The following is a 14,652-nucleotide window of genomic DNA, read 5'->3' as shown; positions in this document are numbered from 1 at the left end:
TGGACACGATCTCGACAGTCGCGCAGTCGGAACTAGCTGGCCCATAGCCATGCTAATTCTGGCAACGCGGTGTTAGAAGCGACTAAGGCTGAGGCCGTGTCCGAATGTCAGACCTGACCCCAGCTGTTGAAAATGGCTAAGGCTGAGGTCGTGTCCAAATGTCAGACCTGACCCCAGCTGTTGCTCTGGCGGACTGCGTGTCCCGGTCCGCCCTACTTCACCGGCTTTTCACGCGCCACCCAGAACAGCAGCCCAACGATCACCGCGTATGGCAGCATGCTCAGCACGTTCGCGCTGTCGCCCGCGAAGAATGGGTTGTACGCTTCGGCCCAGCGCGCCGCAGCGGCGTCGAAGTCCGTCAGCACGCCCGCAGTGATCGCAATGATGATCCCGGCCAGCGCCCCGCCGGCGATATAGCCTGATGCCAGCAGCACGCCCGAGCTGCGGTCGTTCGCGGCCTGGCGCTCTTCTTCGTTCAGGCCCAGGTTCTGCGGCAGCTTGTTGTTACGGCGGTCTGCCAGCCAGCGCACCGTACCGCCAATCGCGATCGGCAGCGTCGCCACAAGCGGCAGATAGACGCCCACCGAAAACGCCAGCGATGCGATCCCCGCCATTTCGAGCACGATCGCGATCATCACGCCGAACAGCACCAGCGTCCATGGCAGCTCGCGGTCCAGGATGCCCTTGATGATGTACGACATCAGCACGGCTTTCGGCGCATCGTATTTCTTAACTTCAGTGCCGTCGGGCCGCGTCTTGTGGTGGCCGTTGATGCCCGGGTCGACCAGGTACACGGCCTTGCCTGCGTTGTCGACAAAGTACTTGCCGGCCGGGCCGCCAACCGTGTCGGTCTTGTGCCAGACTTTATAGGTGTTCTTGTCGGTCTCGGCCTGCGGGCCATGCAGCGTGCCGGTGTCGGTCAGCCGGGACGCATCGACTGTCAGGCCTGGCGCCACCTGCGCTGCCGGCACGTAGACGGTACCCGCGTCGTTCAGCTTGAGCAGCACCGGTCCCAGGATCAGCGCCGATGCAAACGCGCCGCACAGGATCGCGTACTGCTGCATGCGCGGCGTGGAGCCGACCAGGTAGCCGGTCTTCAGATCCTGCGACGTCGTGCCGGCATTGCTGGCGGCGATGCAAACGATCGCGCCGACCGACAACGCGGTCACGTAGTACTGGCCGCCCGTCCAGCCCATCAGCAAAAAGATCAGGCAGGTAAACAGCAACGTGGCCACGGCCATCCCGGAAATGGGATTGGACGACGACCCGATCTCGCCCACGAGCCTTGACGACACGGTCGCGAACAGAAAGCCGAACACCAGGATCAGCACCGCGCCAAGCACATTCATGTGCAGCGGCGCGGCCAGCGAAATGACGGCGACGATCGCGAGGCACCCGATGACGACCCACTTCATCGGGATGTCGCGGTCAGTACGCAGCGAAGCGTCGGCGCTGCTGCCGTTCTTCATGCCCGCCAGGCCGCCGCGCAAGCCGTTCCAGATCGTCGGCAGCGAGCGTGCCAGCGAAATCAGGCCGCCCGTGGCGACGGCGCCGGCGCCGATGTAGAGAATGTAGGCGCTGCGGATATCGTCGCCCGTCATGTCGCGGATCGGGATCGTGCCGGGCGAGAGCGGCGTGCTGGCCAGCTCGCCGAAGAACTTGATCATCGGGACCAGCATCAGCGACGCCAGCACGCCACCGGCGGCCATCGTGAAGGCGATGCGCGGGCCGATGATGTAGCCCACACCCACCAGCTCGGGCGAGATCTCGGCGCCGATGCTGCCCGTCTTGAGCGGCGCGCCGAACTCGAAGTTGACCGTATCGCGCCAGCCCTTGAACGACACGCTGAGTGTCTTGTACAGGATGCCGATGCCAAAGCCCCCGAAGATCAGCATTGCGCGGCGCTTGGCGATGCGCACCGCGTCGCTGCCGGCGATGCGCACTTCGCCTGCCGCGTCGCGCGAGACGTCGGTGGCCGCAGCCTTGAGCACTTCGGCGCAGGCCGTGCCTTCCGGGTATTTCAGTTCGCGGTGCTGGTCGACGATCAGCGTGCGACGCAGCGGGATCATCATCAGGATGCCCAGCAGGCCACCGAGCACACCCACCAGCAGCACACGCGAGATTTCCAGGTCAAAGCCCAGGATCAGGATCGCCGGCATGGTCACGCCCAGGCCGAAGGCCAGCGATTCGCCGGCCGAACCGGCTGTCTGCGCGATGCTGTTTTCGAGGATCGTCGATTCGCGCGCGCCCAGTTGCTTCGCCACGCCGAACAGCGTGATGGCGATGACCGCCACCGGGATCGAGGCACTGACGGTCAGGCCGACTTTGAGCACCAGGTACAGCGACGATGCGCCGAAGATCATGCCCAGGATGACGCCCATGATCAGGGCGCGTGGCGTCATTTCAGCCAGTTGGGCATGGGCGGGAATATACGGTTTGAAGCTTGAATCGGGCGGCATGGTGTCCTTGGTTGCGGGCGCAGCTCGCCGCTGCGGACGAACCGAAAGCAGGAATATCGCACATGCACGTACGGAAAGAAAGCGCGCGCTGAAAGCGGACTATAATCGCCCGATCCTGGCCCACCACGTGGCCTGCAGCAACTTTTACAGTGAGAGTTCGGCAGTGAAAGCGACCAACCAACAGTCCGGAAAAACCCTGCTGGGCATGAAGCGCGCGTACGCGTACATGCTGATCTTTTTCGCTGCGCTGGTGCTGATTGCGGCCGGCCTGGCCATCGGCGTGTGGAGCGCGATCAGCTCCAAAGTGCCTGCGATCGACGCCGTCACCGACTACCGGCCCAAGATCCCGCTGCGCATCTACACGCAAGACAATGTGCTGATAGGCCAGTTCGGCGTCGAGCACCGCGACTTCGTCCCGATTGCGAAAATCCCGGCGATGATGAAAAGCGCCGTGCTGGCGATCGAGGACACGCGCTTCTATGAACACGGCGGCATCGACTTCATCCGCGCGATAGGCGCAGCCCGCGCCAACCTGCGCGGCGGTTTTCGCCAGGGCGCATCCACCATCACGATGCAGGTCGCCCGCAACTTCTTCCTTACTAATGAAAAGACCCTCTCGCGCAAGCTGACCGAAGTCGCCCTGGCCTACAAGATCGAAGGCTCGCTGAGCAAGGACCAGATCCTCGAGCTGTACATGAACCAGATCTACCTGGGCCAGCGCTCGTACGGTTTTTCGAGCGCCGCGCGCAGCTACTTCGGCAAGACGCTCGATCAGCTGTCGCTGGCCGAGACGGCGACGCTGGCCGGCCTGCCGCAAAATCCGGCGCGCACCAATCCGGTATCGAACCCGAAACGCGCAGCGGCGCGCCAGCACGCCATCCTCAAGCGCCTGCTCGAACTGGGCACGATCACCCAGGCGCAATACACCACCGCGCTGGCCGAACCGCTGCGCGTCAAGCGCGACGCCGGCCAGAAGTTCGACACGCCGGCCCAGTATGTCGCGGAGCTGGCGCGCCAGGCGGTCTACGAACAGTTCGGCGAAGAAGCCTACACGCGCGGCATTGTGGTCACGACGACGATCCGCGCGGCCGAGCAAAAGGCCGCGTATGAATCGGTGCGCCGCAACGTGCTGGCCTACGATGGCCGCCATGGCTACCGTGGCCCCGAGGCGCGCGTCGAGCTGCCACCTGACCCGGAGCAGCGTGACGAGGCGATCGCCGATGCGCTGCAGGCGCGCCGCTCCAGTGATGGCTTGCTGGCCGGTGTCGTACTGGCGGCCAGCACGAGCCAGGTGCGGGTAACGCTGCTGTCCGGCGAAGACATCGTCGTCAAGGGCGCCGGCCTGAAGTTTGCCAACCCGGGCCTGCAGCCAGCGGCGCGCGAAGCGCTGCGGATCACGCCGGGCGCCGTCATCCGCGTCAGCAAGGACAAAGCCGGCGACTGGTCGATTGTGCAGGTGCCGCAGGTCGAGGCGGCGTTCGTGGCGATCGACGCCGATACCGGCGCCTACCACGCACTGGTCGGCGGCTTCGACTACAACCTGCAAAAGTTCAACCACGTGACGCAGGCGTGGCGCCAGCCGGGATCGAGCATCAAGCCGTTCGTCTATTCGGCTGCGCTTGAAAAAGGCTATTCGCCCACTACCCGCATCCTGGATGCGCCGATCGAACTGCCCGGCGCCAGCGAAGACAATCCGTGGCGGCCACAAAACGACGATGGCGTGTTCGACGGCGAAGTCACGCTGCGCCAGGCGCTCGTCAAATCCAAGAACGTGCCGACCGTGCGCGTGCTGCGTGCGGTGTCGGTCGATTTCGCGCACCAGTACCTTGAGCACTTCGGCTTCGACCTGGCACGCCATCCCCGCAACTACACGATGGCGCTGGGCACGGGCGCCGTCACGCCGTTACAGCTGGCCGGCGCGTACTCGGTGTTTGCCAACGGCGGCTACCGCGTCAAGCCCTACCTGATCCAGCGCATCGTCGACGGCAATGGCACCGTGATTGCCGAAGTCCCGCCGTCCCAGGGCCCGCAGGAAGACAACCGCGTCATCACGGCGAGGAATGCCTTCGTCGTCGACAGCATGCTGCGCGACGTGGCCCGCTTCGGTACCGCCGCCGGTTCGGCCAAGCAGCTCGGGCGCACCGACCTGGCCGGCAAGACCGGCACCACGAACGATGCGATCGATGGCTGGTTTGCCGGTTACGCGGGCAAGGTGGTGGCGGTATCGTGGATGGGTTACGACGAACCACGCTCGCTGGGCGGCCGCGAATTCGGCTCGACGCTCGCCATGCCGATCTGGATCGACTACATGCGCGTGGCGCTGGCCAAGGTCCCGCCGCAGGAGCGCACGCCGCCGGACGACCTGGTCAACGATGGCCGCGACTGGATCTATCCCGAATACGCGGATGCGACCGAAACGCGCACCATCGACATTGCGCTCGCACCGCCGGCGGCGCCCGTCGACGAGTTCCAGCAGCCGCTCGACGATGCGCCGCTCGAAGGACCGTCGCCGCTCGAGGCCCTGCCCAATGTCGCGCCCCCAACACCGCCGGTGCAGCCGCCGCAATCACCGCCGCAGCCTGCGCCGCTGCCCCCGCAACAGCCCCCGCAAGCACCGGCACCCGACAACAGCCTGTGGTAGCCTGTGGCTTCCGACACCACCGTCGGGAACCTCGTGGGCCGTGTACTGGTGGGTCACAGACGCGCGCCGCGCATCCAACCGTCCAGGGAGATCCACATGGCATATGTCGATGGTTTTGTCCTTCCGCTTCCTACCTCCAGCATTGAAACGTACCGCGCCCAGGCGCAGCTGGCCAGCACCGTCTGGCGCGAGCATGGCGCGCTCGAATACCGTGAATGGATCGCCGACGACGTTTCGTCCGGCGAACACACGTCGTTCCCGCAAAGCGTACAACTCAAAGAAGGCGAAACGGTGATCCTCGCCTGGGCCGTCTATGAATCGCGGGCCCACCGCGATGCGGTCAATGAAAAAGTCATGAGCGATCCACGCCTGGCCGCCATGATGCAACCGGGCGGCGTGCCGTTCGACGTCAAGCGCATGTTCTTTGGCGGCTTCGAGAGCTTCGTCGCGCTGTAGCCGCGTACTCGCCGCTAGACGTCGCTGTCGATGATCCAGTCGGCCAGCTTGCCGCTCGCCCCACGCGGCAGGCGCGGCCCGAACGAATAGGCCGCCGGACATTCGGGCGCCGTCAGGCGCTCGCTCAGCCAGGTGTGCAAACCGGCCTGCAGACCGGCATCAAGCGTAACGCCGTCACGCACCACCACGAAGGCCTTGAGGCGCTCACCTTCATCAGGGCGCATGCGGCGCACGCTGGCCTCCAGCACGGCCGGATGCAGCCGCAGCACATCGGCCACATAGCCCGGAAACACATTGACGCCACCGACCTGCACCGCCTGGTCGATGCGCCCGTCTGGCTGGAAACGTCCGTCGTCACGCCACGCCAGCCGGTCCTGCAACAGGGCTGGCTGTCGCGTCCCGTCCGGACACTGGCGCACCAGGCCATCGCCCTGGCCAGTGCGTGACCAATACGGAAACAGCGTATAGCCGCCCTCGGGTTCGTCGCGCCAACCGACGCCAGCGGTCTCGGAGCTGCCATACACCTGCACCAGCTGCGCCAACCCCGTGCCGAGCGCAGCGCGGGCCACATCTAGCGGACACGGCGCCGTCGACGTCACGCCGACGACGTCCGGCGCCAGCGGCCCGGCAGCCTGGCCGAACGCGCGCCACAGATCGGGATGCCCAATCACCAGGTCACCCGCAGTCAGCCGGGCCGCCAGCGCCGCCGGTGCATGGCCGCGCAGGTCGCACACGGTGTCGATCCCCAGGCGGCGCGGCAGCAGGACGGTAAACAGGAAGCCATAGATATGGTGCGCCGGCACCAGGCTGACGATGCGCCGGCGGCCAGGCAGCAATGTGGCAAGCGCCTCGACTTCTTGCCACAGCAAGGCCAGCCGATGCATGCATGGCTTGGGCGCGCCGCTGCTGCCCGAGGTGCGAAACGTCAGCGCGCTGCCGTGGGCATCCAGGCCGGCGCGCGCCGCGTCCAGCCAGTCTCCCAGACGAGTGTGCTTCAGCAGCGGCGCGTCGGCCGTCCCCTGCAGGTGCAACTGGGCTTCCAGCGCCGACGCCAGTCCCATCAGCTCGAGGGAATCGGCGCCCAGGTCCGCGCGCAGATCGAGCGACGCCGGCCAGGGTTGCGCCAGCGTCTGCCTGCCGGGCCGCAGCGCCGCCAGTTCGGCGCCCAGCAGGTCGGCGACCACGCGCCGCAAACCCGTGCCGTCGCGCCACCAGCAGGCCGTATCTTCCGGTGTATGTGTCATGAAATGTGAGAACATGAAGAGGGAGGCATGGTGACGTTGAAACGGGAGGCTGTCAATTTGCAACTACGTGTGAAGAAATGCGCATTCTCGCAGTAAAATAGTGAATTGTTGCAGATGGGCAATTGACACACCTTCATTGCACATGGCAACATCATTGACCAATATCCACTGGCCGCGCGTCGGCACCCAATTCATGACTTTTGCTTTTGACTTCCCCGAGATGGCCACCCGACTCGACGCGTGTTCTTCTGAAGAACTGGACCAGCTCGATTTCGGCGTCATCGGTTTCGACGCCAACACCGAGGTCAACCGGTACAACGCGTTCGAGTCGCAAGCCGCCGGCCTGTCGCCGCAGCGCGTCCTGGGCCAGCCGCTGTTCACCAACGTCGCACCGTGCATGAACAACTTCATGGTGGCGCAGCGTTTCGATGACGCGCTGGAACAAAACGTCGCGCTTGATGAAACCATCGACTACGTCCTGACGCTGCGCATGCGTCCGGTAAAAGTCGCCCTGCGCCTGCTGTCCACCCCGGGCAACGCAACGCGCTACGTTCTCGTCAAGCGGCAGCCAAAGTGACTGACGACCTCGCCCAGCTCAGCGCGGAATACGAGGCGCTGATCCAGTTCCTGTATCTCGCCCCGGTTGGGCTGGTGCAGCTCGACGGCGATGGCGACATCGCCATGATCAACCCGATCGCGGCCCAGCTCCTGATGCCGCACTCGCGCAATGGCGGGCTGGACAACCTGTTCGTCGCGCTCGAAGACATTGCGCCCGACCTGCGCAACCTGTGCCAGCAAAGCACGGTCCAGAGCGGCAAGATCTGCGACGGCATGCACGTGCACCTGCATGCCGGCAGCGGCTGCAGCAAGCGCATGCCGCAGATCCTGTCGATCACGCTGCTCCGTCTCGACGCCAGCCGCATCATGGCGGTCATCGACGACATCACCGAGCAGGTGCGGCGCGAATGCCGCCAGCGGCAGAACGACGCCTGGCTCAATGCGGTCCTGACCGGCATCACCGACTATGCGCTCGCCAGCCTGGACGCCCACGGCCGCCTGTGCGAATGGAACCCGAGCATCGGCCGCGTGACCGGCTTCGGTCCTGAAACCGCCGGCCAGAGCTACACGATGTTCTATCCAAACGATGCGATCACGCCCGAGCGCGCGCTGGACCGCCTGCGCGAAGCCGACGCCGACGGCTGGGCGCTGGACGAAAGCCGCCTGCTGCGCGCCGACGGCAGCGCATTCTGGGGCAGCGTGATGATCGCGCCGCTGCCGGAAGCCGACCGCGAGGCCGCCGATGGCGCCCCGAGCCTGCCTTGCGAAGAGGGTCCGGCCTACTGCCTGATCCTGCGCGACGTGAGCGACAAGCGCGACATCGCCGAGCGCCGCAGGCGCGAAGCGTTCAGCGACCACCTCACTGGCCTGGCCAACCGCCGCGCGCTGTTCGACGCCGCCAGCCAGGAGTTCGAACGCAGCCGCGCCGCGCCGCGGCCGACGGCGATGATCATCCTCGACGCCGACCACTTCAAGGCCATCAACGACCGCTACGGCCATCCGGGCGGCGACGCCGTGCTGCAACACCTGGCGGCGATCCTGCTCGACTTCTTCCGCGAAGTCGATGTCGTGGCGCGCATCGGCGGCGAGGAATTCGCCGTGCTGCTGCCGTCGACCGACCTGGCGCATGCGCTGGATCTGGCCGAACGCCTGTGCGCGCGCGTCGCACTGGACGCCAAGAGCTTCGACGGCCAGGCGATCGTGTGCACGATCAGCGCCGGCGTGGCGGTCTCGGTCGACGGCCAGTGCGGCGTCGACCTGCTCATCAAGCAGGCCGACCAGGCCCTGTACACGGCCAAGCGCGCGGGCCGCAACCGCGCCCTGGCCTGGCAACCCGAAGCCGTCGCCGCCCCGCAGGAGGCGCTCGATGGAGCCTAAAGTGCAGCACGACGCGGTCGACGCTTATGAAGCGCTGGTGCAGTTCCTGTACCGGGCGCCGATCGGCCTGGCCCAGACCTCGCTCGACGGCACGGTCGACATGCTCAACCCGATGGCGTCGCGGCTCCTGATGCCGCTGGCCACCGCACAGGGCCTGGACAACCTGTTCGACGTGCTTGCGCCGGTGGCGCCGCACCTGGCAACCATGGTCGAGGCATTTCTCGAACCATCCGGCATGATCTGCGAAGGCCTGCGCCTGCCGGTGGGCGTGCCGCACGCCGCCAGCGGCAGCCTGCAGGTGCTGGCGCTGAACCTGATGAAGCTCGACCCCGAGCGCCTGATGGCGACCGTGGCCGACGCCACGTTTGAAGTACAGCGCGAGCAAGAGGTGCTGTCGCGCCGCCTGCGCAACGCGGCGCGCACCGATAACCTCACCCGCATGCCCAACCGCGAGGCAGTACGCGACGCGCTGCAGCACCTGCTGGCGCAACCGGTGTCCGACGTCGGCTTCGCGGTACTGACGCTCAATTGCGACCGCTTCCGTCAGCTCAACGACAGCCTGGGCCAGGCCGTGGGCGACCATCTGCTGATGCACATGGCCGACCGCCTGCGCGGCGCGCTGCGCCCGGCGCTGGGCCGTATTGAACCTGGTACGCAGGCCGGCCAGCTGGCAGCCCGCACCGGTGGCGACGAATTCGTCATCCTGCTCGACGGTCTGCGCGGACGCGCCGATGCCGAGCGCATCGCGCTGCGCCTGCTCGATGCGCTGGCCCACCCGTATCTGGTCGATGGCCACGACATCGTCTGCGGCGCCAGCGTCGGCCTGGCCTGGAGCCTGGACGACCCGGAGATCGTACTGCGCGAGCCGGACGACGTGCTGCGCGACGCCGGCATCGCGATGGTCGAGGCCAAGCGGGCCGGCGGCAACCGCCACGTGGTATTTGCGCCAAGCATGCGCGAACGCGCTGCGCGCCGCGCCGGCATCGAAGCCGAACTGCGCCAGGCCCTGGTCGAGGAACAGCTGTTCGTCGTCTACCAGCCGGTCGTGCGCCTGCTGCCGTGTGGTGGCGTCGATTACGCCGCCGGGGTCGAGGCGCTGGTGCGCTGGCGCCATCCGGTGCGTGGGATCGTGCCGCCGATCGACTTCATCGAGGTGGCCGAGGAATGCGGCCTGATCGGCATGCTGGGCGACTTCGTCCTCGAACGCGCCTGTCGCGACTTTCTTGACTGGCGCGCGCGTCTGGGCGACCGCGCCCCCGGCCTGATGGCTGTGAACCTGTCGCGTGCGCAGCTGGCGCAACCGGGGTGGATCGACGGTGTACGGCGGATCCTGCACGACACCGGCATGCCGCCGGGCTGCCTGCAGCTGGAAGTGACCGAAAGCCTGGCCGCCCAGGACCAAGATATCCAGCAGCGCCTGCACGACCTGAAGGGCCTGGGCATCCAGCTGGCGCTGGACGATTTCGGTACCGGTTATTCGTCTCTGTCGAGCCTGCACCTGCTGCCCGTGGACACGGTCAAGATCGATCGCTCGTTTGTCTGCCAGGCCGATACCAGCGCCCATCATCGCGTGCTGATCGAAGCCACCGTCAAGGTTGCCCGCAGCCTGGGGATGACGACGGTGGCCGAGGGCATCGAAACGCAGTCGCAGCTGGACGTGGTGCGCAGCCACCTGTGCGACAAGGTGCAGGGCTATTTCTACAGCAGGCCACTACCGGCTGCCGAGCTGCTGGCCTGGCTGGCCACCCACGAGGCAGAAGTTCATTGACGACTGTACTGACGCCTGCGCTGACGTGCGCTGGGCGTGTCGTCCTACAAGAATGAACTCTCCGTTCCTATTCGTGTGAACCCGCGGTTGCTTGATGATAAGACAACTTAATCATCACGGAGACAACCATGACACGCACCCTCGGAACCGCACTGATCGCAGGCATGATGGCATTTGGCCTGGCAGCATGCGACACCCCAAGCAAGACGACCGACAGCATGTCGGGCTCGAGCAGCACGATGTCGAGCACCGGCTCGGTGCAGACCCCAAGCACCACCGCAGGCCAGGGTAGCTGGAATTCGGGCGCCACCGGTGCTACGGGCGTGAACAGCGCCTCGGGCACCTCCAGCAACAACGAGCCAGTCACCAACTCGGCCACCGGTCGCTGATCCATAGGCAGAAGTAGAAGCACGAACCCACAGCTGCACAACGTGCGCGTGGGCAGTCAGTCGGTCACCCCCGGGTGGCCGCACCTGACCATGTCATTCCACTCTCAAGGAGCAATGCTATGAAATCTCTTCACACTGCACTCATCGGCGGCATCATGGCTCTGGCCCTGGCCGGTTGCAACACCACCGACACCATGGGCACCAGCAGCAGCGGTTCGTCCTCGATGGGCTCGACGGCAGCTGGCTCGACCGGCAATTCGACGGTCGATGCCCAAATGGGCATTACCCCGACCGAAGGCGCGAGTACCGGTACGCCGACCGCGACGGGCAACGCCAGCACACCGACCAACACGGGTCACACGACCACCGGTTCGGATACAAAGTAACAAGCTGATAGACGCATGGCCGGCCTCCCGGTCGTGCGCCGGGCTGGCGCGGTAGAATCGCTCCATGCCCATACCTCTCCAGATGTCCTCCCCATGAAGCGCTGGCTTGCACGCCTGTTTGGCAATGCACCCGCATCGCCTGTCGACTACCCGCTCAACTCGCGTACCCTGCCGCCATCCGCCGAGGCCACCACGCCGATCGCCTGTGAATCCCCCTTGCCTGACCTGGATCTCGCCTTTTTCCATTGGCTGGCTGGTCCGCATATCACGGGCGCAGCGGGCGACGAAAGCCTGGTGCTCGATGAACTGGCGCGGCTCGTGCGCGATCCGCAGGCGGCCAGCACCCTCGTGCCGCGCGTGCCGGCCGTGATCCCGCAAGTACTGCGCAGCCTGCGCAGCGATATTGCTTCATCGGCCGACCTGGCGCGCCAGGTGGCGCAGGACGCCGTGCTGGTGGCGGAGGTCCTCCGTGAAGTCAACAGCCCGTATTACCAGCCAAGTTCGCCCGTGCGCAACCTGGAAGGCGCGCTGCTGCTGCTTGGCCAGAACGGTCTGCGCATGCTGCTGGCACGCGTGGCGTTTCGCCGGATTATCAGCCTGCAGACCAGCCGCCTCGCACGCCTCGTCGCGCCGCAGTTGTGGAGCCAGTCCGAGAAATGCGCGCAGGCGGCCAGCCTGCTGGCCCCAAGCCACGGCGCCGATCCGTTCGAAGCTTATCTGGCGGGGCTGATGCACAATGTCGGCCTGATCGTGGCGCTGCGCGTGATCGATGGCCTGTTGCCCACCGGCGGCCTGCCCGACAGCGATGCCTTCGGCCTTCGCCTGGTGCACGCCGCGCGTCTGATTTCGGCCGGGATTGCCGGCGAGTGGGAACTGCCACCGGCCATCGGCCACGCCATCGCGCATCTGGGCGACGCCGCGACCGTGTCCACCAGTCTGCCCGCCGCGCTGGGCGGGGCCGACCGCCTGGCCAAGCTGCACATGCTGGCCGGCGGCGGCCAGCCGGCATTCGTGGACGCCGTAACAGCCCTGCCCGCAGGCCTGAGACAGGTCTACGATACCTTCAACGACACCGACAACGCCAACCGGCAGGACACCTGAATGCCCTTTCCCATCGAAGAAAAACTCGTGATCGGCGTCGCTTCCAGCGCGCTGTTCGACCTGTCCGACTCGCACCAGGTGTATCTGGACGAGGGCCCGGAAGCCTATCGCAGCCACCAGGCGCGCCAGCGCGACGTGATCCTGGCGCGCGGCGTCGCGTTCCCGTTCATCCGGCGTTTCCTGAGCCTCAACCGGTGCTTCCCGCAACAGGCGCCCGTTGAAGTGGTGCTGTTCTCGCGCAATTCGCCCGAGACGGGCCTGCGTGTGATGCGTTCGATCGCCCACTACGGCCTGGACATCTCGCGCGCCGTGTTCATGAGCGGCAAATCGCCTTATCCGTATCTGCCCGCATTCAATACCGCCCTGTTCCTGTCCGCGAACGAAGAGGACGTCAAAAGCGCCATCACGGTCGATTACCCGGCCGGTCTCGTGCTGCCGTCCGCGATCGCCGACGAAGAAGACGACATCGAGCTGCGGGTGGCGTTCGACTTCGATGGCGTCATCGCCGACGATGAATCCGAAACGGTCTACAAGCGCAACAACGACCTGGGCGAGTTCCACGCCCACGAAACCCTGCACATGGCGCGCCCGCACCAGCCAGGCCCGCTGGCCGGGATGTTTCGCAAGCTGGCCATGCTGCAGCAGCTGGAACACGACGCACAGCAGGCCGACCCGGACTACCGCCGCATCGTGCGCATTGCCATCATCACGGCGCGCAGCGCGCCGGCGCACGAACGCGTCGTGACCACGCTGGGCAGCTGGGGTGTCTCGGCCGACGAGACCTTCTTCCTGGGCGGGATGGACAAGGCGCGCGTGCTGTCGGTGTTCAAGCCGCACATCTTTTTTGATGACCAGCTCACGCATCTCAAATCCGGCCCGGGCGGCACGATCCCGATGGTGCACGTGCCGTTTGGCGTCGCGAACCGGCGCGTTGTCGAAGGCTCCTAAAGCCGCGGCAGCGCCATCAGGCGGTCGAGCTCAGGCTGCATCGCCTTCGCCCAGATCGCATAGCCTGCTTCGTTCGGGTGCAGCAGGTCGGGCATGATCGTCTTGCTCAAGGTGCCATCAGGCGTGAGGAACGCGCGGTTCACGTCCAGGAACACGACCCGGTTGCCATCGGCCAGCGCCGGCAATTGCGCATTGATCGCTTCGTTGGTGCGGCGCAGTGCGCTCTCGGGCGTCGCATCGCGCGGGAAGATCGCCACGAGCAAGATGCGCGTGCGCGGCAGCCGTTGCTGGATTTCGTCCAGATTGCGGCGGATGCCCGCCACCGTATTCGCCGGGAAATCGCCGCGCAAGCCCGTGTTGTTGGTCCCGATCATCAGCACCGCCACCTTCGGATCGAGCCCGTCGACGGCGCCATTCTGCAATCGCCACAACACGTTTTCGGTGCGGTCGCCCCCAAAGCCGAGGTCCAGCGCATCGAACTTCGCATAGTGCGTTTGCCAGACGGGCGCCCCTTCCTTCTCCCAGCCCTGTGTGATCGAGTCGCCGATGAAGACCAGTTTCGGGCTACGGGCTTCGCGCACCAGCTGCTGCGCCTCGTCCAGTTTCTGGCGATGGCGGGGCAGCCACCAGTCGATCGACCAGGCTTCGTCGAGCTTGGCCGGCGTGACGGCCACCGTGCGCCAGTCAGGGCACGCCGTATTGGGCGTGCCGCCCGCTGCGATGGCCACGTTGGCGATGCCGACCTGGCCGCTGCCCGTGCCTTCCAGCGCAAACGGCCTGGCGACCTGCGAGAAATCGTCGCCATCGCGGGCGAAGCACGACAGCGCCAGCACGACGCGCTGCCAGCCCTTGCCCTGCGCGGCGCGCCCCGGGAGAACGAACGGCACCTGGCGTTCGCAGGACGGACCGCACCCGACCTTGACCATAAGGCCACCGGCGTCGAGTGCATCGACCTTCAGGTCGAACGCCAGCGTGCCGCGCGCCAGGAATGGCCGCAGGTCCTGTGGGGCCGTCTGCAGCGCCACGCCGCTTTTCCAGATCTGGCGCCATTGCAGCGTGAGCGCCGCGCCGCCATCGGGCCGCTTGCTGCGTGCGAGTTCGATGGCGCTGTCGGGGAACGTCGTGCGCAGCGCGGCGTCAGCGGTGACCTTCTCGCCATCCAGCCGGTGCGTGGTATCGGGCGCCAGCGCCAGGATCTCGACGCCGGGTCTCGGCGCATCGCCCAGCAGGACCACCGGCGCTGGCGGCGCCGCGCTGGCTGCTGCGCTCAGCAGGCATGAAACAAGCAGTGGCAAGGCGGTAAAAGAAGGGCGCATCGTATCTCC

Annotated in this window: 12 protein-coding genes; 9 read left to right on the top strand and 3 right to left on the bottom strand. The window is 66.2% G+C overall.

Annotated elements, in window-relative coordinates:
* Positions 1–212: 212 nt before the first annotated feature.
* Positions 213–2,459: an OPT family oligopeptide transporter gene (locus tag NX775_RS21665; RefSeq protein WP_258837845.1), complete on the bottom strand. Its 2,247-nt coding sequence runs from the start codon at positions 2,457–2,459 to the stop codon at positions 213–215.
* A 205-nt stretch (positions 2,460–2,664) separates the two neighbouring features.
* On the opposite strand from NX775_RS21665, the gene NX775_RS21660 reads away from it, so the two are divergent.
* Positions 2,665–5,100 carry a penicillin-binding protein 1A gene (locus NX775_RS21660; RefSeq protein ID WP_258837868.1) on the top strand — a complete coding sequence of 812 codons (2,436 nt, stop codon included), beginning with the start codon at positions 2,665–2,667 and terminating at the stop codon, positions 5,098–5,100.
* 96 nt (positions 5,101–5,196) lie between these two features.
* Positions 5,197–5,556, top strand: coding sequence for a DUF1428 domain-containing protein (locus NX775_RS21655; RefSeq protein WP_258837844.1), 360 nt, complete (start codon positions 5,197–5,199; stop codon positions 5,554–5,556).
* Between the two features lie 14 nt (positions 5,557–5,570).
* Here the strand turns inward: NX775_RS21655 and NX775_RS21650 are convergent, their stop codons facing one another.
* Positions 5,571–6,800, bottom strand: a complete 1,230-nt coding sequence (locus tag NX775_RS21650; protein WP_258837843.1) for an AMP-binding protein — start codon at positions 6,798–6,800, stop codon at positions 5,571–5,573.
* A 193-nt stretch (positions 6,801–6,993) separates the two neighbouring features.
* Here NX775_RS21650 and NX775_RS21645 point away from each other — a divergent pair, with 193 nt between their 5' ends.
* The 7 genes from NX775_RS21645 (at position 6,994) to NX775_RS21615 (ending at position 13,327) form a co-directional block, all read left to right on the top strand.
* Positions 6,994–7,377, top strand: coding sequence for a PAS domain-containing protein (locus tag NX775_RS21645; protein WP_258837842.1), 384 nt, complete (start codon positions 6,994–6,996; stop codon positions 7,375–7,377).
* Complete coding sequence (locus NX775_RS21640; protein ID WP_258837841.1) at positions 7,374–8,735, top strand: sensor domain-containing diguanylate cyclase; 1,362 nt, start codon at positions 7,374–7,376, stop codon at positions 8,733–8,735. The genes NX775_RS21645 and NX775_RS21640 overlap by 4 nt, the downstream gene beginning before the upstream one ends.
* A complete protein-coding gene (locus NX775_RS21635) occupies positions 8,725–10,503 on the top strand; it encodes a putative bifunctional diguanylate cyclase/phosphodiesterase (protein ID WP_258837840.1) in 1,779 nt (592 codons plus the stop codon). The genes NX775_RS21640 and NX775_RS21635 overlap by 11 nt, the downstream gene beginning before the upstream one ends.
* A gap of 128 nt (positions 10,504–10,631) precedes the next feature.
* Positions 10,632–10,892: a hypothetical protein gene (locus tag NX775_RS21630; RefSeq protein WP_258837839.1), complete on the top strand. Its 261-nt coding sequence runs from the start codon at positions 10,632–10,634 to the stop codon at positions 10,890–10,892.
* A 119-nt stretch (positions 10,893–11,011) separates the two neighbouring features.
* Complete coding sequence (locus NX775_RS21625) at positions 11,012–11,278, top strand: hypothetical protein (RefSeq protein ID WP_258837838.1); 267 nt, start codon at positions 11,012–11,014, stop codon at positions 11,276–11,278.
* Between the two features lie 93 nt (positions 11,279–11,371).
* Positions 11,372–12,379, top strand: coding sequence for an HDOD domain-containing protein (locus tag NX775_RS21620; RefSeq protein WP_258837837.1), 1,008 nt, complete (start codon positions 11,372–11,374; stop codon positions 12,377–12,379).
* On the top strand, positions 12,380–13,327 hold the full coding sequence (locus tag NX775_RS21615) for a 5'-nucleotidase (RefSeq protein WP_258837836.1): 948 nt from the start codon (positions 12,380–12,382) through the stop codon (positions 13,325–13,327).
* Here the strand turns inward: NX775_RS21615 and NX775_RS21610 are convergent.
* A complete protein-coding gene (locus NX775_RS21610; RefSeq protein WP_258837835.1) occupies positions 13,324–14,643 on the bottom strand; it encodes a GDSL-type esterase/lipase family protein in 1,320 nt (439 codons plus the stop codon). The genes NX775_RS21615 and NX775_RS21610 overlap by 4 nt on opposite strands.
* Positions 14,644–14,652: the final 9 nt, after the last annotated feature.

The organism is Massilia aurea (genome assembly GCF_024753205.1).
Taxonomy (GTDB): Bacteria; Pseudomonadota; Gammaproteobacteria; order Burkholderiales; family Burkholderiaceae_D; genus Telluria; species Telluria aurea.
The sequence above is the reverse complement of the archived record's forward strand: the minus strand, read 5'-3'. Positions and strand labels throughout refer to the sequence as shown.